We start from the raw sequence: 18,001 nt of genomic DNA, 5'->3' as shown, positions 1-18,001 counted from the left end.
GCAAGGACAGAATGCCCGGCGTTTCGCGCCGGGCAAAAAATGAGGAGCGAGTTTTCCCGCTCCTCCATGAAAATTGCTGCTTGCAGTTCAGGCGGCTTGGCGCATTTCCGGTTCGCCGTCGCATTCGGCCGGAGCGAGAAGCGGTGCAATGCTGGCACTCCGTGCGACACAGCCGATGCCGCCGCGCTCGGTATAGCCGCTGGGCGGAAAGGCGAACCAGCGCGGCAGCCAGCCCTCGACCTTCGCACGGCCATTGCTGCCGGTCAGGCAATCGACGAGAATGCCGCGCTGGACCTTGGCGGTGGCCTCGGCATTGGCTTCGGCGACATCGGGTCCTGCAACATCAGCAATGACGGCCGTCAGCACCTGCTTGTCGCGGAGAAGATCGGGCAGCACGGTGGCGTCCTGCCAACAGGCCTTCATGTCGGTGCCGAGCAATTGACCCAACATATCGACCTCGGAACTGCCTACGGCAAGCGTCTCGCCCATCACGACGGGAAGAATGCCCATCACCCCTTCGTGGGACAGCGCGGCCAAGCGGACAAACAAGCCGACAACATCATGATCGCCGTCATAGCCGCCAACCACGGTGGGCGTCTCGGGGTCGAACCCGAGCGCCGCCAGAACCTCGCGGCGCTTCGCATCGAAGGTGGCTTCGCTCGCCGACACTTCAACGCTCTCGGCAATGGCATCGCTGGCAGCGCGCTGCCGCTCGACATCGATGCGCCACAGCGGTGATCCGACGATGGCATGGGCGACCATCATCCGTAGCGCCGTCCCCGCATCGGACAGCAAGGACGCGCGCACGGCGGCATGACGGTGCAGGTCGATATAATTGCCGAGCGCCGCGCTGACCTCGGAGCGTACCGGCTTGGCGGTAGCGGCACCCGCTGCTGCACCCTTGGCGCGCTGCCGCGATTCCTTGGTGGTGATATAGCCTTCGTGGAAACCGATCTCGCCGCGATGGCTGACCGACACGAAGACCTTGCCGCCCTTCTTCTTCGGGCAGCGTTCATGCTCCCACGAATTGAAATAGGCGCCGCGCTCCATGACGACGACATCGGACCAACCGCTATCGCGATAGAAGTCCGCCTGTTTCTCGACCTCGGCCATCTGCTCGGTCCAGAACGCATCGGCGTCGGCAAAATAGCTGTCCTCACCGAATAGGTCAGAGACGACCTCACCGGCATAGCTCGCGACATCGAACATCGCGACCTTGGCCGCAATTGCGCTGCCTCCGAATAGCCAAGCCCTCAAACTCGTGCCGGTGGGCGCGTGCTTCTCCGGGCAATCGACCAGTGCCAGCCATTCGCGCTGCTGCGCCTTGGTGGCGAGGGTCAGATGCCGCATGGTGACGACATCGATCTTGTCGGTGCGATAGAGATTGCGGATGCGGGGCAGGAGATTGCCGATGGCAAGCGTCCGCTTCACCTGAAGGCTCGTCAGCCCGAAGGTCAGGCCGATAGCCTCGATGCTCCGCCCTTCGCGGACGAGCCGGGTGAAAGATTCGCAGCGATTGATCTCGTCGGGATCGAGCCGGGCGATATTCTCGATCAACGAGGCTTCGAGCGCCGCCGCATCGTCCCCGGCTTCCATCACCGCACAGGGCAGCGGGTCGATGCCATCCTGTTCTTCCGCCACGGTCAGCGCCGCATGATAGCGCCGCTTGCCCGCAACGATCTCGTAGTTCCCGTCTTCCGTACCCGGCCTGACGATCAGCGGCACGAGAATGCCGCGCGCCCGGACGGACGGCAGGATGTTGGTGAGGTCCGGCTTCTTGGTGACCCCGCGCATGTTGGCGGGCGAAACCGAGAGGTTGGCGATGTCGATATGCTTGAGTTCCATGATCCTTACTCCTTTGCTCTTCCAAACCACCGCAGCCCCGGCTGAGCGGGGTGGGCGGCGAGAGCGACCGGAGAGGCCCGCCATGAAGGCAGGGCGCACCGTAGGCCGAAATGCAATGGAGGACCCCGCAGGGGTTGCGCGCTGCCGGGCGGGCCTCAGAGGAGAGCGACGACCACCTCGCACGGCCGGAGGCCCACCCCATCGCGCGTCAGCGCGATGTCCTTCGGGCCGGAGCATGGCTTCGGCCCCGCGTCAGCGATTGTCACGGCGAAGCCGACGAGACGGCGCGTAGCGACGCCTCGGTGGAGCGAAGCGGAATAGAGCGTGGCCGGCATCGGCGGGACGCGATTCGAATCGGATTTTTCTGATCCAAGGGGCTGATCGGGGGTGCCAAGCCTGGCACCAACTCCGTTGTTGGGACGGTATGGGAATATTTCTGTATACCGGCAATTCGGCGCTACCGGACGCTGTCGGACGCAAGGAAACGCTGCCGGACGCATCGCGGTACAGACACCATTTTTGGCACTCTTGCGCGGTTTCTCGGGATCCCCAATTCTACACCCAGGGGAGCCCAATAACCGTCAGCCGATGGAGTATGCTTCATGCCCGATCCGGAAAAGATCATCCGCCTCCAGACTGTCCTCGCCCGCACCGGGCTGTCGCGTTCGACCCTCTATCGCAAGATTGCGGAAGGGACGTTCCCTTCGCAGTTGAAGATCAGCATTCACGGCGCCGGATGGCATGAATCCGCGGTCAGCCGCTGGATCGCCGACCCCGTTCGCTACCGCGCCGACAATGACAGCCCGGTATCCCCGATGGGGCCGCTATGAAGAAGGATGAGGCACAAGAGGCTCCTGTCACGCCTGCGAACGACAATGACACCGTTCCCGATCCGGCAGCAGTCGACGCGGCGTTGACGCGCGTCGCCGAGGCGATCGGACGGCATATCGCCCGCGAGCATATTCGCGCCCGCAAGGCGGCGAATGACAATGAACCTGCACCGGAAAACCCGGGGGCGCCCAATCCTTGATCATAGGGTATATGCGCGGGACACTGTCTTACCCGGCTGTGCGGGCCGTTGTCCCGCCACTCGAAAGGAAGACATGATGATCCTTGCCGCGCTTTACGCCCGCTATTCCTCCGACCAGCAGAATGCCGCATCGATCGCCGACCAGCAGCGCATCTGCCGCGAACGCGCAGAGCGCGAAGGCTGGCAGATCGAGCACCTCTATAAGGATGCCGCCATCTCGGGCGCGAGCATGATCCTGCGTCCGGGTATCCAGAAGCTGCTTGCTGACGCGCGGGCGGGCAAGTTCGATATTGTGCTCACCGAAGCGCTCGACCGGGTGTCGCGCGATCAGGCCGATGTCGCGACCCTCTACAAGCATCTCCAGTTCGCGCGGGTGTCGTTGATCACGCTCGCCGAGGGCGAAATCACCGAGCTGCATGTCGGGCTCAAGGGCACGATGAACGCGCTGTTCCTGAAAGACCTTGCCAAGAAGACGCATCGCGGCCTGCGCGGCCGGGTCGAGAAGGGCTTCTCGGCTGGGCCGAACGCTTTTGGCTATCGCATTATCCGGCGGCTCAGCAGCGAGGGTGAGTTGGTGCGCGGCGAGCGCGAAATCGATCCGGTCCAAGCGCTTATCGTCGAGCGTATTTTCCGCGAGTTCGCTGTGGGCAAGAGCCCGCGCGCTATTGCGCGCGACCTCAACGCTGACGGCATTACGGGTCCTGCGGGGGCTCCATGGCGCGATACGGGCATCCGCGGCGATGTGCGCCGGGGCACCGGCATCATCAACAACGAGCTATATGTTGGCGTCCGCGTCTGGAACCATAAACATTCGGTGACAGACCCCGCTACGGGGAAGAGCGTCACGCGGTTCAATCCCGAGACCGAGTGGGTCCGGAATGAAGTTCCCGATCTGCGCATCGTCAGCGACGCACTATGGGAGGCGGTGAAGCACCAGCAGGAGGTGCTTGCCGCGCGCTACGTGAACATCAAGGAATCGGCGCAGGCGCGTGCGTCGATCGGTGCGCGACGTCCCGCCTATCTGCTCTCGGGTCTTCTCGAATGTGGCGCGTGCGGCGGCAACTATGCGATCGTCGTGGGCGACCGGTACGGATGCGTGAAGCATCATCGCAGCCGCGCCTGCACCAACAGCCGGACGATCAAGCGCGCGGAACTTGAACGCCGCGCGCTTGTCGGCATCGCCGACCGGCTGGTATCAGCCGACAAGATCAAAGCGGCTGTTGCTGCCTATGCGGCGCACATCAACGGCGCGAACCGCGAGAGGCGCGTTCAGGCCGACGCCGATACCCGAGGGCTCGTAAGAATCGACCGCGCGGTGGCGGGCATCATGGCGGCGATCGAGGACGGACTGTATCAGCCGGTTATGAAGGCCCGTATGGCGGAGCTAGAACGCGAGAGAGCCGAAATCACCGTGCGGCTCGCAGAAACGCCGCAGGATATTCCTGACGTTCATCCGGGCATTGCCGAAGTCTACAAGCGCAAGGTTGCCGCGCTCATGGAGACGCTTGAAGACCCCAAAACGCGGCTCGATGCCTCAAGCGACATCCGATCACTCGTCGGCAAGATCATTCTGCATCCTGGTGACAAGCGCGGCGAGGTGCATGCCACACTCCACGGATCGTTGATGGGCATTCTCGACTTTGTGAACGGCAACCCGCAACCCGAGGCAAGCCGAGTTATAACATCGGTGCCTCTGGGTTCGCGGGGGCGACGGCTATATTTAGGTCTTCCGGATAAACACCGTTCCGGCTGAATAGCCCGCCCCGAACGAGCAGATCAGCCCGGTCTCGCCTGCTGCCATATCCTCGTGGTGCAGGTGGAATGCGATGATCGACCCGGCGCTCGACGTATTGCCATAGGTGTCGAGTACCGTCGGGCTTTCGTCATCGCTCGCTTCATGCCCCAGCACGCGGTGCGCGATCAGTCGGTTCATGTTTGTGTTTGCCTGATGCAGCCACAGGCGGCGCATATCGGCGCCTTCGAGGCCGAGAATTTCCATCTGTTCGACGATCATGTTCGCGACCATCGGCACGACTTCCTTGAACACCTTGCGGCCCTCTTGGACGAACAGCTTGTCGCTGGTCGGCCCCGACTGGTCGATGCCGCCATGGCCGCGGTTCAAAAAACCGAAATTGTTGCGGATGTTGTTCGAGAAGACCGTCTTGAGCTTGGTGCCCAGAATATCCCAATGGCCCGCGGGCGCGATGGTCTTGTCCTCGACGAGGATCGCGGTTGCGACATCGCCGAAAATGAAATGGCTGTCGCGGTCGCGCCAGTTGAGATGGCCCGAACAAATTTCGGGATTTACAACGAGCACGCTCTTTGCATGTCCCGCGCGGATATAGTCGGCGGCGGTCTGGATACCGAATGTCGCTGACGAGCAGGCGACATTCATGTCGAACCCGAAACCGTCTATGCCGAGCGCGTCCTGAATTTCGACCGCCATGGCCGGATAGGGGCGCTGCATGTTCGACGCCGCGCACAGCACCGCGTCGACGTCGCCTGCATCGCGTCCGGCGCGCGCCAGTGCGTCCTTTGCCGCGGCAACTCCGATTTCCGCGAGGATCGACAGCTCGTCATTGCTGCGCTCAGCGATCCGCGGCGCCATGTGTTCAGGGTCGAGGATGCCTGCCTTGTCGACGACGAAGCGCGAACCGATCCCACTCGCCTTCTCGATGAATTCGACACTCGATTCAGCGAGTTCCGCGATTTCGCCAGCGGCAATTGCGGCTGCATTTTCTTTGTTGTGCAGCGCAACATAATGGTTAAAACTGGCGACAAGTTCTTCGTTGGAGATGCGTTCGGCGGGGGTGAAGAGGCCGGTTGCGGAAATGACCGGCTGCGGTGAATGCGACATGGTGGCTCTCGTGTGTCTTAGAGATTCAAGACACGCTGATTAGGCTCCGTCGCGGCGCCGCGCAACGCCCCACCGCTTGCTGAACAATGTCCGACGTCATGGTTAACCCGCCACTAACCATTTTGGTGGCAGACTGTTTGATGCAGGCCTCCGGGGGGATGGCTCCCCGGGCGCCGTGCGGGAGCACGACCATGGTTACGCATTCTGGGCGTTCGGGACCGGCAGCAGGCGATCTGTCGATATCGGAAATCAAGGAATTTGCGGCCTTCCCGGCGGCGACGCAGCGGTACATCCGCCGCTCGCTCGATATCGGGCTCGAACGCGACGACGCGATCGCGCGCTGGTCGCGCGACATGGTCGAGGAAACCGCGATCCGGGTCCAAGCGCGTGTCTATCAGCGGCTGGCCGACGTCCGGGCCCATATCCCCGACGACAGCGGGCTCGATGCGCTCGAACATTTCATGGCGCCACTGGTCGCGATATCGGCATTCGACCTCGGTCAGGACCGGCTGCACGCCTTCGCACCCTATCGCTTCCTTTACGAGCGGCTGCTCGGTGCGCATGCGCGGCCGTGGTTGCCGGGGGCGTTCTGTGCCGCGGCATCTTTGCCGCATCTCCACCCCGACAAGCGCCGGCTGCTCCTCCAGTCGATCAGCGAAGCTGCGGCAACCGCGCCCGGCTGGTCAGCGCGCGAGCCAAGCTTCTATCCCGAATGGGTCGACAAGATCGACGAGACCAAGCCGGCGAATTGAGCCGTCGGCCCGCTTTCGGTCGAAAGCAGGCTTTTGATCAGGACAGCGCCTTGTAGAGGCCAAAGGCGCTGGTCGCGATCAGCACGATGCCGACCATGACCAACATTACCTTGGGCGAAAAGCGCTTGGCCATCATTGCGCCCAGCGGCGCCGCGGCGACGCCGCCGACGATCAGGCCGAGCGTGGGGCCGAGAATTTGCGAGAAACCCAGATTCCAGATGAAGGCGATCGAGACGGCGACAGCGAGGAAGAATTCGACACTGTTGACCGTGCCGACGACCTTGCGTGGTTCACCGCCCTGAACCAGCAAATTCGATGTCACCACCGGGCCCCAGCCGCCACCGCCCGCGGCGTCGAGAAAGCCCCCGACGACTGCAAGCGGGGCAACGATCTTGGGCTTTTCGAACTTGGGCGGATAGAGCAGGCCGCGGATCAAAAGCCACACGCCGATCAGTACCAGATAGCCGAGCACGAAGGGCTTTACGACATCAGCGTGCAGCGACGACAGCACATAGGCGCCCAACACGCCTCCGATTACACCCGGAATCAACAGGCGCCAGAACAGCGGCCAGTCGATGTTGCGGTGAAACAGGTGGCTGAGTCCCGACGCGCCGGTCGTGAAAATCTCCACCACATGGATGCGCGCCGATGCCGTCGCAGGTGGGACGCCGAGTACGGCAACCAGCAGTGTGTTACAGATGACCCCGAACGCCATGCCAAGCGCGCCGTCGACCAGCTGTGCGGCGAAACCAATCAGGATGAACGGCAACAGGGCGGTAAAGTCGATAGCCGCAAAATCGATCATAGTTCATCCCAACCCTTTTAATAGAGAACCTGCTGCCGGGATTTCCCTGTCGGCGCCAGCCCAATTTTTCTGCTGGCGGCAAAGGGATTTGTTTCTGCGCTCGATCGCACGCCTCCGACAAGGGTCAGCCGGTGACGTCGTCGGGCAGATAGTCGCGCACATAATCGATGAAGGCGCGGAGCTTGGGCATCACCTGTTTGCGGCTGGGGTAATAAAGGAAGAGACCCGAGGTCGAGCAGGCATGGTCGGCAAGCACGAGTTCGAGTTCGCCGGACGCGACCTGCGCCTTGACCACGGGCTCGGCGGTCATGCCCATCGCGACCCCGGCGTGCACCGCGACCATCATCGCGGTGAAGTCATTGACGATCACCGGGCCGGTCACCGCGACCTCGATCTCGCGATTCCCCTTTTCGAAGGTCCACGGCATCAGCGCGCCGCTTCCCATGCGCATCCGAACGCAACGATGATTGCGCAGTTCGTCGGGGCTTTCCGGGCGCCCGTGCTTCGCCAGATAACCCGGGGTCGCGACCGCGACGAAACGAAAAGGCCCGGTCAGGCGGACAGCGATCACATCGGCATCGAGCGATTCGCCCATCCGCACCCCGGCGTCAAAGCCGCCGGCGCTGAGGTCGGCGAGCGCGTCCTCTGCATAAATTTCGAGTTCGATGTCGGGATAGGTTTCGCAAAAGCCCGCGATGATCGGTTCGAACAAGGGCTGTACCGCGCCGCGCATCAGATTGATGCGCAACCGACCCGCGGGCCGGTTGCCGAGATTGCGTGCGGCTTCATAGGCGTCGCCCAGCCCCGCATAGGCGGGTGCGGCGCGATCGAGGAACATCTCGCCCGCCTGGGTCAGTCCGACGCTGCGGGTGGTGCGCATGAACAAGGGGGCGCCGACGCGGGCTTCCAGCCCCTTGATGATCTGGCTGATCGCCGAAGGAGAGACGCCGAGGTCGGCGGCTGCGGCGGAAAAGCTCCGCCGTTCCGCGACACGCAGGAAAGCTTCGATCCCGTCGAGCACCCCATGGGGGATTGTTAAATCCTGCTTCAAAGCACTTGCAGATTATAGAGGATTATCTACGTGCGCAACCGCGGCTAAAAAGGTTGCACAAAGAAACGAAAGGAACCTCTCCCATGGCCTATCAGATCTCCTCATTCCGTCGCTTTCCCGCCGCTTTTGCAATCGTCGCCGCTTCGGCGCTGGCCTTCACCGGCCTGATGGCATCCGCAGCCCCCGCTTACGCCCAGTCGGGTGGCGACTATCGCTGCGCCGGTCTCGCCGAACAGGCCCATGTCGCCGCCACCGGCGCCGAGGGCGGCAGGCAGGCCAACGCCAAGCGCTTCGTTTCGACCGGAAAGAAGCTGTGCGAAGCGGGCAACGAACGTGCCGCCGCCAAGCAGTTCCGCGCCGCGCTGAAGCTCGCCGGCGTCGCCGAAGTCGAAACCGACAGCCAGATGGCTGCGCGCTAAGACAGACTGACACCTATCTCCGGACCGTCCTCTCCCTCTCTCCCCGACGGATCCACAAGACTGGGGCGGCCTCGCAAAGAGGCCGCCCCATTTGTTTGTACACCCCGCATATTGGCCGCAAGCGGCGGGTGGGGTAGATTGCGGCCCGAAATGGCCGACAGGAAACCCAGCAGCGAAACGCCTCCCGACCGCCCTGTCGCCAAGGCTGCGGTGCCGCTTTGCCGGTACGAAGAGTTGGCGATGCGTGAAAACAGGCTGCGGCAAGCGAGCGCCGCAAAGGGCGAAGCGGGCAAATAGCGGAAGGGGCTAGCCGTCGATGCCGGCTCTGCCCAACGTGCTTTGGCCTTGCCCATATGCCACATAGATGACGAGACCGATCGCGTTCCAGGCCAGGCACCATAAAAGGGTTTCGAGCGGCAGGTTCAGGAACAGATAGAGACAGCCTCCGATGGTCCCGAGCCCGACCAGCCACACAGCGCGAACGCGAAAGGGGCGCGGGGCATTCGGGGCGCGACGCCGCAGTACCAGCAAGCAGAGGCCGACGGCTATGAAGGCAATCAAAGTTCCGGCATTGGCGAGGGCGGCGACCTTGCCGATGGGCAGCAGCCCCGCGAGGATCGCGACGATCACGGCGGTTCCCAGCGTGATGCGTGTGGGCGTGCCCCGCTTCGAAATTTGGGCGAAACGCCGCGGCAGAAAGCCGTCACGCGCCATTGCGAGGAAAATCCGGCTTTGCCCGTACAGGAAGGCGAGCAATACGGTCGGCAGCGCGATGACGGCGGTCGTTGCGACGATTTTCGCAATGCCCGCCTGCCCGATCGAACGCAGGATGAGCGAGAGCGGTTCGGGGCTGTCGGCAAAGCGCGCGAACGGGGTCGCGCCAACCGCGACGGCGGCGACCAGCATATAGATGATCGTGCAGATCGCCATCGATCCGATGATCGCGATCGGCAGATCGCGCTCCGGCCGCTTCGTTTCCTCTGCTGCGGTGGAAATTGCATCGAAGCCGTAAAAGGCGAAGAAGATGATGGCAGCGGCGGCCATGACGCCGCGCTGCACCCCGTCGCCGCCGACGTTTGCGGCATAGCCGTATGGCATGAAGGGGTTGAGGTTCGCGGCGTCGAAATAGGGCAGCGTGAAACCGACGAAAAGCAGCAGGGTAACGATCTTCACGACCACGAGCACAGCATTGATACGGGCGCTTTCGCGTGTGCCCAGCAACAACAGGCCGGTGACGATCGCGATGATGGCGATGGCGGGGAGGTTGATCAGGCCGCCGAGTTCGGGGCCGCGCGTCAAGGCCTCGGGAAAGCCGATGCCGATCAGAAGCGGCGACGCATAACCCGACCAGCCCACTGCCACCGTCGACACGACCAGCGAATATTCGAGGATCAGGCTCCACCCCACCACCCAGGCGAAGATTTCGCCGAGGCCGGCGTAGGAATAGCTGTAGGCGCTTCCCGCCGCGGGCATCATCGAGGATAATTCGGCGTAGGCGAGTGCGGCGCACGCGCAAACCGCGCCGGCGATGGCGAACGACAGCAGCACCGCGGGACCCGCCCTGTCGACACCGACCCCGATCAGGGTCAGGATCCCGGTGCCGATAATCGCGCCGACGCCAAGCGCCATGAGCTGCGGCCAGGACAGGCTGGGCGGCAGCGCGTCGGCGCGGCGCTCGCCGGCCGGCGCGATGGGTTTGCGGCGGGTCCAGTTATTCACGATGCTTCTCCCAGATATCCGGCCCGATTGTTCGGGTCCGCCGCTCGCCCAGCGTGTCAGGTCAGGGCTGTTCGCCCGGGAACAGCAGCAACCAGTCGGCTTCGGCCTGGATGCGGGCGAAGAAGCCCCAGCTGTCGACATTGATCGAGCGCTTCAGCCAAGGCTTTGCTTTCTCGGGCTCGCCGCTCAGGATGTAATAGTTGGCAAGGCTGTAGGCGGTCGACGCCGCGACCCCGTCGGCGGTTGCAAAGGCGCGCCCGCTGTCCTTATCGCTGAAGAAGCTGTCGGTGGCGCGGTGGCCCTTGAACAGTTGCAGCCCGTCGAAATAGGTGTCCGAGCCGCCCTTGGGGTGAACCTCGAACAATGTCAGATCATAGTCGTCGAGCAGCTTCTGTGCCTCGCGAAGTTTCCCGCCGCGCGCGAGCGAGAGATATTCCCAATAGCCGTTTGCCGTCCGCGCCTCGACGTCGTGCGTGAAGGCGGCCGACTCCGCCGATTTGGCGAACCATTTTGCGGCATTGTCGAAATCATGCTTGGCGAAATAGGCCTGGCCGAGGTGGTAATAGAGATAATATTGAACGACATCGGGGTCGCCGGGAAAATAATCGGGGCCCGGCTTCTCGCGCTCGAGCGGCTGGTTTTCATAGATCTTGGCTGCCTTCAGCCCCAGTTCGATCGACTTGTCGAACTCGCGCAGCGAAAAGGCGCGATGCGCGCGGTGGCGCAGCAGCTTGCCTGAATTGGGGAAGCGCTTGAGGGCCTGATCATAGACCGCCGCGGATTCTTTCGAATAGCCCTGATAGAAGAGGATGCGGCCATACCAGGTCGCGTTGTCGGCCGTCATATTGGCTTCGAACGCCGCCTTGGCCTCGCGCGCTGCGCGATCGAGCGTTTCGGTCGCGGCGACATTGGCGTTGCGCGTTTGCGTCGTGACCATCGGCTTGCCGAGTAGAGACGTGCCCTGCGCGCTGCCTTCCTGCGCCGCCGTCGATAACGGCATGGCGACGAACAACAGGCCGGCCGATGCCAATAATTTCAGTTTTCCGGGGACCATATTAAACCTCCTCCAAACAGATATGTTCTAGTCTACGTCGAGATCGAACTTCACACCCTGCGCGAGCGGCAGCGATGTCGAATAATTCACCGTCGCGGTAACGCGGCGCATATAGTTCTTCCAGCTGTCCGAGCCCGACACGCGGCCGCCGCCGGTCACCTTCTCGCCGCCGAAGGCGCCGCCGATCTCGGCGCCACTGGTGCCGATGTTCACATTGACGATGCCGCAATCGCTGCCCTGCGCCGACTGGAACCGCTCGGCTTCGCGCACATCGTTGGTGAAGATGCACGACGACAACCCCTGCGGCACGCCATTCTGCAGCGCGATTGCTTCGTCGAGCGTCGCGTAGGGCAAGACATAAAGGATGGGGGCGAAGGTTTCTTCGCGAACGATTTCGCTCTGCGCGGGCATTTCGACGATCGCGGGGCGGACATAATAGGCGCCCTCCGATTCCTCGATATCGATCCGCTCGCCGCCATGGACGATCCCGCCTTCGCGGCGCGCCTGTTCGAGCGCGCGCTGCATCGCGTCAAAGGCCGCCTTGTCGATCAGCGGGCCGACATGGGTGTCGTCGACGAGCGGGCTGCCGATACGCAGGCTGCCCACGGTCGCGATCAGACGCTTCACGAAATCGCCACGGATGCTGTCGTGGACGATCAGGCGACGAAGCGACGTACAGCGCTGGCCGCAGGTGCCCGTTGCGGCAAACACCGTCCCGCGCAGGGCAAGGCCGATATCGGCGCTGGGCGCCACGATCGCGGCATTGTTGCCGCCGAGTTCGAGGACCGGGCGGCCAAAGCGCCGCTGGACCCGGACGCCGACATCCTGCCCCATGCGAACGCTGCCCGTTGCGCTGACGATCGCGATCCCTGGATGGTCGGCGATGATGCCGCCGCATTCGGCGGCGCCGATGGCGACCTGCACCAGATGTGCGGGCGCGAATTCATAGTCAGCCGCGACCTTCTGGAGCAATTTGCCAAAGGCGAGCGCGGTGAGTGGTGTCTTTTCGGAGGGCTTCCAGATCGCGCTGTCGCCGCAGACGAGCGCGACCGTGGTGCCCCATGCCCAGACCGCAGCGGGGAAATTGAATGCCGAAATCAGCCCGAGCGGGCCGAGCGGATGCCAATATTCGGTCAGCCGGTGCTCGGCGCGTTCGGACGCGATCGTGAGTCCGAACAGCTGCCGCGACAGGCCGACGGCATATTCGCAGATGTCGATGACTTCCTGCACTTCGCCGCGCGCTTCGGTCAGAATCTTGCCATTTTCGATGGTGAGCAGGCGCGACAGGGTTTCCTTGTGCTCGCGAACGAGCTGACCATAGCGCCGGACAAGCTCGCCGCGGTGGGGGGCGGGCACCTGTTTCCAGGCGAGGAACGCGGTTTGCGCGTTCGCGACCACGACATCCATGTCGGCTGGCTGGTGCATTTTCAGCCGCGCGAGTTCGGATCCGTCGATCGGCGAAAACACGCCGAGATCGGAACCGAGATGATCGTCGAGCGACAGCCCGAGGTCACCGAATATGGCGGTAACGGCGTCGCTGTGGGCGCCCGCCGCGAGCCGGGCCGATTTTGGGGAGAGAGACGTGTCGATAGCGTTCATCATTATGTCCGTTGAAAGCGTTGCGAGAGAGAGTGTGTGTCGAACCAGGCAGGGTTCAGGGCCGGTCTTCCCGGTCGTGAACGACGACGCGGCCGTTCTTGATGACGGTGGAGACATGCTCCATCACCGAAATGTCGTGCGCGGGATCTCCGCCGACGGCGATCATGTCGGCGAATTTTCCGACTTCGATCGTGCCCAGATTGGCCGACTGGTCGACCAGCGTTGCGGCATCGACGGTGGCCGAGCGAAGCGCGGCCATCGGCGTCATCGGCCCCTGTTCGACCATGTGGCGGAACTGCCGGGCATTCTGGCCGTGCGGCGACACGCCCGCGTCGGTACCAAAGGCGATATTGACCTTATGCTGGACCGCGAGGCGGATATTGCGTCCCGCGACACGGCGGGCTTCGACCATCTTGGCTCGCACCGCAGGGCTGGCGTCGCTCTCTTTTCGCGAATCAAGCAGGCCGAGGGTCGGGACGAGCCATGTCCCGCGTTTGGCCATCAGCTTCGCGGTCTCCTCGTCGAGATATGTGCCATGCTCGATCGAATCGACGCCGGCGCGGACCGATGCAGCGACGCCTTCGCCGCCATGCGCGTGCGCCGCGACCTTGAGCCCGAGACTGTGCGCGGTGGTGACGATCGAGGTTAGTTCGTCGTCGCTCAAATGCTGCCCGAGCCCACGCGCCTGCTGTGACATGATGCCGCCAGTCGATGTGATCTTGATCAGGTCGGCACCATATTTGGCGGCCTCGCGGACGCGCAGCGCGCATTCGACCGGGCCGGTGCACGCTCCGGTATAGTCATAGGGATATAAGGCCTCGGTCGTCTTGCGGTTGAGCCCCGACATGTCGCCATGACCGCCGACGATCGACAGCGAGGTGCCCGACAGAAAGATGCGCGGCCCGGCGACGGTGCCTTCGTTGATCGCATCGCGCAGCGCGTGGATCGAATAGCCGTCGGACCCCACATCGCGGACGGTCGTGAAGCCGGCTTCCAGGGTCTTTTTCGCATTGGAAAAGGCGAAGAGCGCGACGTCTTCGGGCGTGTCGATCGCCGCCGACCATAGTTTCGTTTCGGGCGAAAAGCTGAAGTGGACATGCGTGTCGATCAGGCCGGGCAGCACTGTCCGGTCCTTCAGGTCGATCGTGGGCGTATCGGGGAAGTCGACATATCCCGGCCGGATTTCGGCGATTCTGCCTTCGCGAACGACGATCGTCGTGGGACCCAGTGCGCGTTCGCCGGGGATTGCGATGACGGCGCCTGCATGAACTATCAGGCGCTCTTCGGCGATCGGATCGGATTGCATTGCGGCGGCAGCGCTCGAGAGCGACAGGCCCGCGAGGGTGCCCACGCAAAGCGTGAGCCAGTTGATCGCGGGCGGTTTGGTCCTGTCCTTCACGTAAAAAGCTCCCGTCGACCGGGGCTGCGAAGATCGCTTCCGTGTCGCCTCCCGTCACATAGGAATATTTTGCTAGTTGGGCAATAAATTTTATGATAGGAAAATTATGAAGAATAGAGCGAGCTCCGGAAATCCAAAGATTTCGGGGTGGGGAAATGGGTTACCAAGGAGGGAAAAATGTCGAAGTTCGTTTCACGCCTGCTGCTGTCGTCGGCTCTCGCATTCGCCATCACGCCTGCCGCGCAGGCTCAGACGCAGCCGCCGGAAGCAGAAGGCGCCGATGCCGGTGAAGGTGGCAGCGACATCGTCGTCATCGGGACGCGCCGCAAGGATCGCTCGGTTACCGATAGCTCGGTTGCCATCGACGTCATCTCGCCGGAGCAGATCTCGACGACCGGCTATACCGACGTGAACGACGCGTTGCGCACGCTGGTGCCCGCATTCAATGCCCAGCGTCTTCAGGGCAACGACGGCTCCTCTTTCGTGCGGCCGATTACGCTGCGCGGCTCGCCGGCCGACCATGTCCTGCTGCTGATGAACGGCAAGCGCCGTCACCGCGCCTCGATCGTGCAGATCGGCACCGGCCACGCTTCGACTTCGGGCTCGCAGGGGCAGGATTTCAACGTCATTCCGCCCATTGCCCTGTCGAGCGTCGAGGTACTGCGCGACGGCGCATCGGCCCAATATGGCTCGGACGCGATCGCCGGTGTGATCAACATGGAGCTGAAAAAGGCGAAAAGCGGGGGCTCGATCATTGGCCAAGTCGGCGAATATTATGAAAGCGGCGGCCGCACCTATGACATTCAGGGTCATCTTGCGGTTCCGGTTGGCGACAACGCCTATTTCAACATCGCGGCCCAATATACCGATCAGGCCAAGGCCTATGCGAAGAAGGCCAGCCACGCTGGCGCGGTGGCCCTGAGAGCGGCGGGCGTAAAGGGCGTGCCCGAGCATCCTGAAGGCAATCTCGATCCGCGTTACATGGCGTTCAAGGCGGTCTGGAACGCCGGCGTCGAACTGGGTGACGAACTCGAAGCCTATTCGTTCGGCAACTATATGACCGGCAAAAGCGCGGTCACCTTCGGCCTGCGTCAGCCCTTTACGGCTGGCGGCGTGAACGGCCACGGCACCTATGCCAATTCGGCGTTCGATCTCAGCCCGGCGCACCCGCAGGCCTTCAACCTTGCGGCCATCTATCCGGGCGGTTTCACGCCGGAATTCTCGGGAAATCTCGAAGATTTCAGCGCGTTGGTCGGTTTGCGCGATCAGGTCGGCCCGTGGAACTGGGATCTGTCTGCGCGCTATGGCACCAACACCGTCGACTATACGATCACCGGTACGATCAACGCCTCGATGGGCGTCAACTCGCCGACCTCGTTCAAGCCGGGCTCGCTGACCCAGCGCGAAATCCAGTTCGACGCTGAAACATCTTATGAACTGACCGACAACATCCTTGCTTTCGCGGGCGCCAGCTATCGCAAGGAGACCTATGTCATCGGCCGCGGCGACCAAGCCAGCTACACCACCGGTCCGTTGAAGGATTTGCCTGCGGGTTCGAACGGCTTCCAAGGTTTCTCGCCCGAGTTCGCCGGTAGCTTTGACTCGGCAAGCTATGCGGTGTTCGCCGAAGTCGATGCCGATATCACGCCCTGGTGGAACCTGTCTGTCGCCGGTCGCTACGAAGACTATGACCAGTTCGGTACGAACTTCAGCTACAAGGCGGCAACCCGTTTCGAACTGAGCGATGCCTTCGCCCTGCGCGGTTCGGTCAGCACCGGTTTCCGCGCACCGGCCGCCGGTCAGGTGTTCGGCACCAGCCTGACCTCGCAGCTCGATGGCCTCGGCGGCTTCATCCTCGATGCCGTGCTGGTTCCGGGGTCGCCCGCAGCGCGGGTTTTCGGATCGAACGCCCTGAAGCCGGAAACGTCGTTCAACATGTCGGCCGGCATGGTCTTTACCGGTCTGGACGGCTTCCTCGCGACGCTCGACTTCTATCAGATCAAGGTCGATGATCGCCTGCTGCTGACGCCTTCGCGTAAAACCACCGCGGCGGAACGCGCTGCGCTGGCTGCGCTCGGTTTCCCCAATGGTGCGGACATTGAGGATGTGCGGTATTTCCAGAACGAAATGAACACCCGCGTTCGCGGCTTCGACCTCGTCAGCACCTATCGCCAGACTTGGTCGGACAATGCATCGACCGACTTCAGCCTTGCCGTGAACTATAATGAGCAGCAATTGCGCGGGGCGCCGCCGGTCGGTTTCACCTCCGCCATCGTTACCGAATTCGAACGTGGCACGCCGCGCTGGCGCGGTAACTTCTCGACGACGACCAAGGTCGGTGATTTCGCCTTCATGGCGCGCGCCAACCATTATGGCGCCTGGCGCCGGCTGGATGGCGCGACCTTCCTGCCGCGCAAGGCCGTTACGCTGTTCGACGCCGAAGTGACCTATTCGGGCATCGAGGGCGTCGACCTCAGCATCGGCGCGCGCAACCTGTTCAACATCTACCCGCCGGGTCGCGGCGCTGCACGTGCACGTTCGGGCCTGATTTACGACAATCACAGCGTGTTCGGAGTTGCCGGTGGCTTCTACTATTTGAATGCCAAGTATAAATTCTGATCTCGTCTGTTCGGGATCGACGCATATTTCCGGTAGGCGAAAGCGAGGGAGGCATAGCGGATATGCCAATATCGTAGCCTATCGGAAATTTGTGCTTTATAGATTGCGGCGGCTGATTGGCCGGACCTCTTCCCCCAGCCGTCCCCAATCGCCGATGCCGTACGATCTCGAGTAGACCAAGGATTGGAGACTTATGCCGCCCAGAAACGGAGACGAGCCGGAAGTGTTGGGTGCGGTGCGCCCTATGAAGCGGCCACGGTCCGAAGGCTTTCATCTGGGCGAAAGATTGCGCCAGCTTCGCCGCGAACGCGGCATGACGCTGGAGGATGCGGGGCGTTTGACGGCGCTTGCCGCCTCGACGCTGTCGAAGATCGAAAACGACCAGATGTCGCCGACGTTCGATGTCGTGCAGAAACTGGCCACCGGCTTTGACATCGACATTACCGAGCTTTTCGCGAGCAACGCGAGTCAGGATGCCGCGGGACGCCGCAGCGTCACGATGGACGGCGCGGGCCGCCTGATGGAAACCGCGGTTTATCGCCACCGGCTGATCGCCGCCGAACTCAAGAACAAGAAGATCCTGCCGTTCGTCACGACGATCAAGGCGCGCAGCCTTGAGGATTTCAAGGTCTGGTCGCAGCACAGCGGCGAAGAGTTCCTCTATGTGCTCGAAGGCGAAATCTGCTTCCAGACCGAGCATTACGAGCCCGCGATCCTGGGGGTCGGCGATAGCATCTACATCAACAGCAGCATGGAGCATGCCTGCTACTCGACGAGCGAGGAAGACGCCGTCGTCTTGTGGGTCAACACCGCCTGATTGCCGAGGCCGGCTCCCTCAATCTACAGGCTTGC

The 18,001-nt window shown here is 62.7% G+C and carries 16 protein-coding genes; 8 read left to right on the top strand and 8 right to left on the bottom strand.

Annotation, left to right across the window (positions count from 1 at the left end; translation table 11 throughout):
* Positions 1-87: 87 nt before the first annotated feature.
* Positions 88-1,845, bottom strand: a complete 1,758-nt coding sequence (locus AC07NV_RS04020) for a ParB/RepB/Spo0J family partition protein (protein WP_495165049.1) — start codon at positions 1,843-1,845, stop codon at positions 88-90.
* A gap of 602 nt (positions 1,846-2,447) precedes the next feature.
* Here AC07NV_RS04020 and AC07NV_RS04015 point away from each other — a divergent pair.
* The 3 genes from AC07NV_RS04015 to AC07NV_RS04005 all read left to right on the top strand — a co-directional run bounded on the left by AC07NV_RS04015 (position 2,448) and on the right by AC07NV_RS04005 (position 4,628).
* Positions 2,448-2,675 carry a helix-turn-helix transcriptional regulator gene (locus AC07NV_RS04015; RefSeq protein ID WP_495165048.1) on the top strand — a complete coding sequence of 76 codons (228 nt, stop codon included), beginning with the start codon at positions 2,448-2,450 and terminating at the stop codon, positions 2,673-2,675.
* Positions 2,672-2,875: a hypothetical protein gene (locus AC07NV_RS04010; protein WP_495165047.1), complete on the top strand. Its 204-nt coding sequence runs from the start codon at positions 2,672-2,674 to the stop codon at positions 2,873-2,875. The genes AC07NV_RS04015 and AC07NV_RS04010 overlap by 4 nt, the downstream gene beginning before the upstream one ends.
* Before the next feature lie 73 nt (positions 2,876-2,948).
* Complete coding sequence (locus AC07NV_RS04005; protein ID WP_495165046.1) at positions 2,949-4,628, top strand: recombinase family protein; 1,680 nt, start codon at positions 2,949-2,951, stop codon at positions 4,626-4,628.
* Here the strand turns inward: AC07NV_RS04005 and AC07NV_RS04000 are convergent.
* On the bottom strand, positions 4,596-5,732 hold the full coding sequence (locus AC07NV_RS04000) for a beta-ketoacyl-ACP synthase III (RefSeq protein ID WP_495165045.1): 1,137 nt from the start codon (positions 5,730-5,732) through the stop codon (positions 4,596-4,598). The two genes, AC07NV_RS04005 and AC07NV_RS04000, sit on opposite strands and share 33 nt — an antisense overlap.
* Positions 5,733-5,923: 191 nt before the next feature.
* Here AC07NV_RS04000 and AC07NV_RS03995 point away from each other — a divergent pair, with 191 nt between their 5' ends.
* Complete coding sequence (locus tag AC07NV_RS03995) at positions 5,924-6,484, top strand: hypothetical protein (RefSeq protein WP_495165044.1); 561 nt, start codon at positions 5,924-5,926, stop codon at positions 6,482-6,484.
* Positions 6,485-6,521: 37 nt separating this feature from the next.
* Here AC07NV_RS03995 and AC07NV_RS03990 read toward each other — a convergent pair whose 3' ends face one another.
* Both AC07NV_RS03990 and AC07NV_RS03985 read right to left on the bottom strand, forming a co-directional pair.
* On the bottom strand, positions 6,522-7,289 hold the full coding sequence (locus AC07NV_RS03990) for a sulfite exporter TauE/SafE family protein (protein ID WP_495165043.1): 768 nt from the start codon (positions 7,287-7,289) through the stop codon (positions 6,522-6,524).
* Between the two features lie 124 nt (positions 7,290-7,413).
* Positions 7,414-8,310 (bottom strand): LysR family transcriptional regulator, encoded by an 897-nt coding sequence (locus AC07NV_RS03985; RefSeq protein ID WP_495165042.1) that lies wholly within the window; start codon positions 8,308-8,310, stop codon positions 7,414-7,416.
* Positions 8,311-8,423: 113 nt separating this feature from the next.
* On the opposite strand from AC07NV_RS03985, the gene AC07NV_RS03980 reads away from it, so the two are divergent.
* Complete coding sequence (locus tag AC07NV_RS03980) at positions 8,424-8,759, top strand: hypothetical protein (RefSeq protein ID WP_495165041.1); 336 nt, start codon at positions 8,424-8,426, stop codon at positions 8,757-8,759.
* A gap of 150 nt (positions 8,760-8,909) precedes the next feature.
* On the top strand, positions 8,910-9,056 hold the full coding sequence (locus AC07NV_RS03975) for a hypothetical protein (protein ID WP_495165040.1): 147 nt from the start codon (positions 8,910-8,912) through the stop codon (positions 9,054-9,056).
* Positions 9,057-9,065: 9 nt separating this feature from the next.
* Here AC07NV_RS03975 and AC07NV_RS03970 read toward each other — a convergent pair whose 3' ends face one another.
* The 4 genes from AC07NV_RS03970 to AC07NV_RS03955 all read right to left on the bottom strand — a co-directional run bounded on the left by AC07NV_RS03970 (position 9,066) and on the right by AC07NV_RS03955 (position 14,530).
* Complete coding sequence (locus AC07NV_RS03970) at positions 9,066-10,478, bottom strand: amino acid permease (RefSeq protein ID WP_495165039.1); 1,413 nt, start codon at positions 10,476-10,478, stop codon at positions 9,066-9,068.
* A 61-nt stretch (positions 10,479-10,539) separates the two neighbouring features.
* Positions 10,540-11,532, bottom strand: coding sequence for a tetratricopeptide repeat protein (locus AC07NV_RS03965; protein WP_495165038.1), 993 nt, complete (start codon positions 11,530-11,532; stop codon positions 10,540-10,542).
* A gap of 27 nt (positions 11,533-11,559) precedes the next feature.
* Positions 11,560-13,134 carry an L-piperidine-6-carboxylate dehydrogenase gene (gene amaB / locus AC07NV_RS03960; protein WP_495165037.1) on the bottom strand — a complete coding sequence of 525 codons (1,575 nt, stop codon included), beginning with the start codon at positions 13,132-13,134 and terminating at the stop codon, positions 11,560-11,562.
* A gap of 52 nt (positions 13,135-13,186) precedes the next feature.
* On the bottom strand, positions 13,187-14,530 hold the full coding sequence (locus tag AC07NV_RS03955; RefSeq protein ID WP_495165036.1) for a metal-dependent hydrolase family protein: 1,344 nt from the start codon (positions 14,528-14,530) through the stop codon (positions 13,187-13,189).
* A gap of 177 nt (positions 14,531-14,707) precedes the next feature.
* Here AC07NV_RS03955 and AC07NV_RS03950 point away from each other — a divergent pair, with 177 nt between their 5' ends.
* Complete coding sequence (locus AC07NV_RS03950; protein ID WP_495165035.1) at positions 14,708-17,149, top strand: TonB-dependent receptor plug domain-containing protein; 2,442 nt, start codon at positions 14,708-14,710, stop codon at positions 17,147-17,149.
* A 244-nt stretch (positions 17,150-17,393) separates the two neighbouring features.
* The gene (locus tag AC07NV_RS03945) at positions 17,394-17,966 is read left to right on the top strand and encodes a helix-turn-helix domain-containing protein (RefSeq protein ID WP_495165034.1); all 573 of its coding nucleotides are present in this window, start codon (positions 17,394-17,396) and stop codon (positions 17,964-17,966) included.
* The last annotated feature ends 35 nt before the right edge of the window (positions 17,967-18,001 follow it).

Source organism: Sphingopyxis sp. GW821-FHT10B01, assembly GCF_059415685.1.
The sequence above is the reverse complement of the archived record's forward strand: the minus strand, read 5'-3'. Positions and strand labels throughout refer to the sequence as shown.

Excerpts from the sequence above, each read along its gene's own strand:
- AC07NV_RS04020 (WP_495165049.1), bottom strand. The coding sequence starts at position 1,845 with ATGGAACTCAAGCATATCGACATCGCCAACCTCTCGGTTTCGCCCGCC.
- AC07NV_RS04015 (WP_495165048.1), top strand. The coding sequence starts at position 2,448 with ATGCCCGATCCGGAAAAGATCATCCGCCTCCAGACTGTCCTCGCCCGC.
- AC07NV_RS04010 (WP_495165047.1), top strand. The coding sequence starts at position 2,672 with ATGAAGAAGGATGAGGCACAAGAGGCTCCTGTCACGCCTGCGAACGAC.
- AC07NV_RS04005 (WP_495165046.1), top strand. The coding sequence starts at position 2,949 with ATGATGATCCTTGCCGCGCTTTACGCCCGCTATTCCTCCGACCAGCAG.
- AC07NV_RS04000 (WP_495165045.1), bottom strand. The coding sequence starts at position 5,732 with ATGTCGCATTCACCGCAGCCGGTCATTTCCGCAACCGGCCTCTTCACC.
- AC07NV_RS03995 (WP_495165044.1), top strand. The coding sequence starts at position 5,924 with ATGGTTACGCATTCTGGGCGTTCGGGACCGGCAGCAGGCGATCTGTCG.
- AC07NV_RS03990 (WP_495165043.1), bottom strand. The coding sequence starts at position 7,289 with ATGATCGATTTTGCGGCTATCGACTTTACCGCCCTGTTGCCGTTCATC.
- AC07NV_RS03980 (WP_495165041.1), top strand. The coding sequence starts at position 8,424 with ATGGCCTATCAGATCTCCTCATTCCGTCGCTTTCCCGCCGCTTTTGCA.
- AC07NV_RS03975 (WP_495165040.1), top strand. The coding sequence starts at position 8,910 with ATGGCCGACAGGAAACCCAGCAGCGAAACGCCTCCCGACCGCCCTGTC.
- AC07NV_RS03965 (WP_495165038.1), bottom strand. The coding sequence starts at position 11,532 with ATGGTCCCCGGAAAACTGAAATTATTGGCATCGGCCGGCCTGTTGTTC.
- amaB (WP_495165037.1), bottom strand. The coding sequence starts at position 13,134 with ATGATGAACGCTATCGACACGTCTCTCTCCCCAAAATCGGCCCGGCTC.
- AC07NV_RS03950 (WP_495165035.1), top strand. The coding sequence starts at position 14,708 with ATGTCGAAGTTCGTTTCACGCCTGCTGCTGTCGTCGGCTCTCGCATTC.
- AC07NV_RS03945 (WP_495165034.1), top strand. The coding sequence starts at position 17,394 with ATGAAGCGGCCACGGTCCGAAGGCTTTCATCTGGGCGAAAGATTGCGC.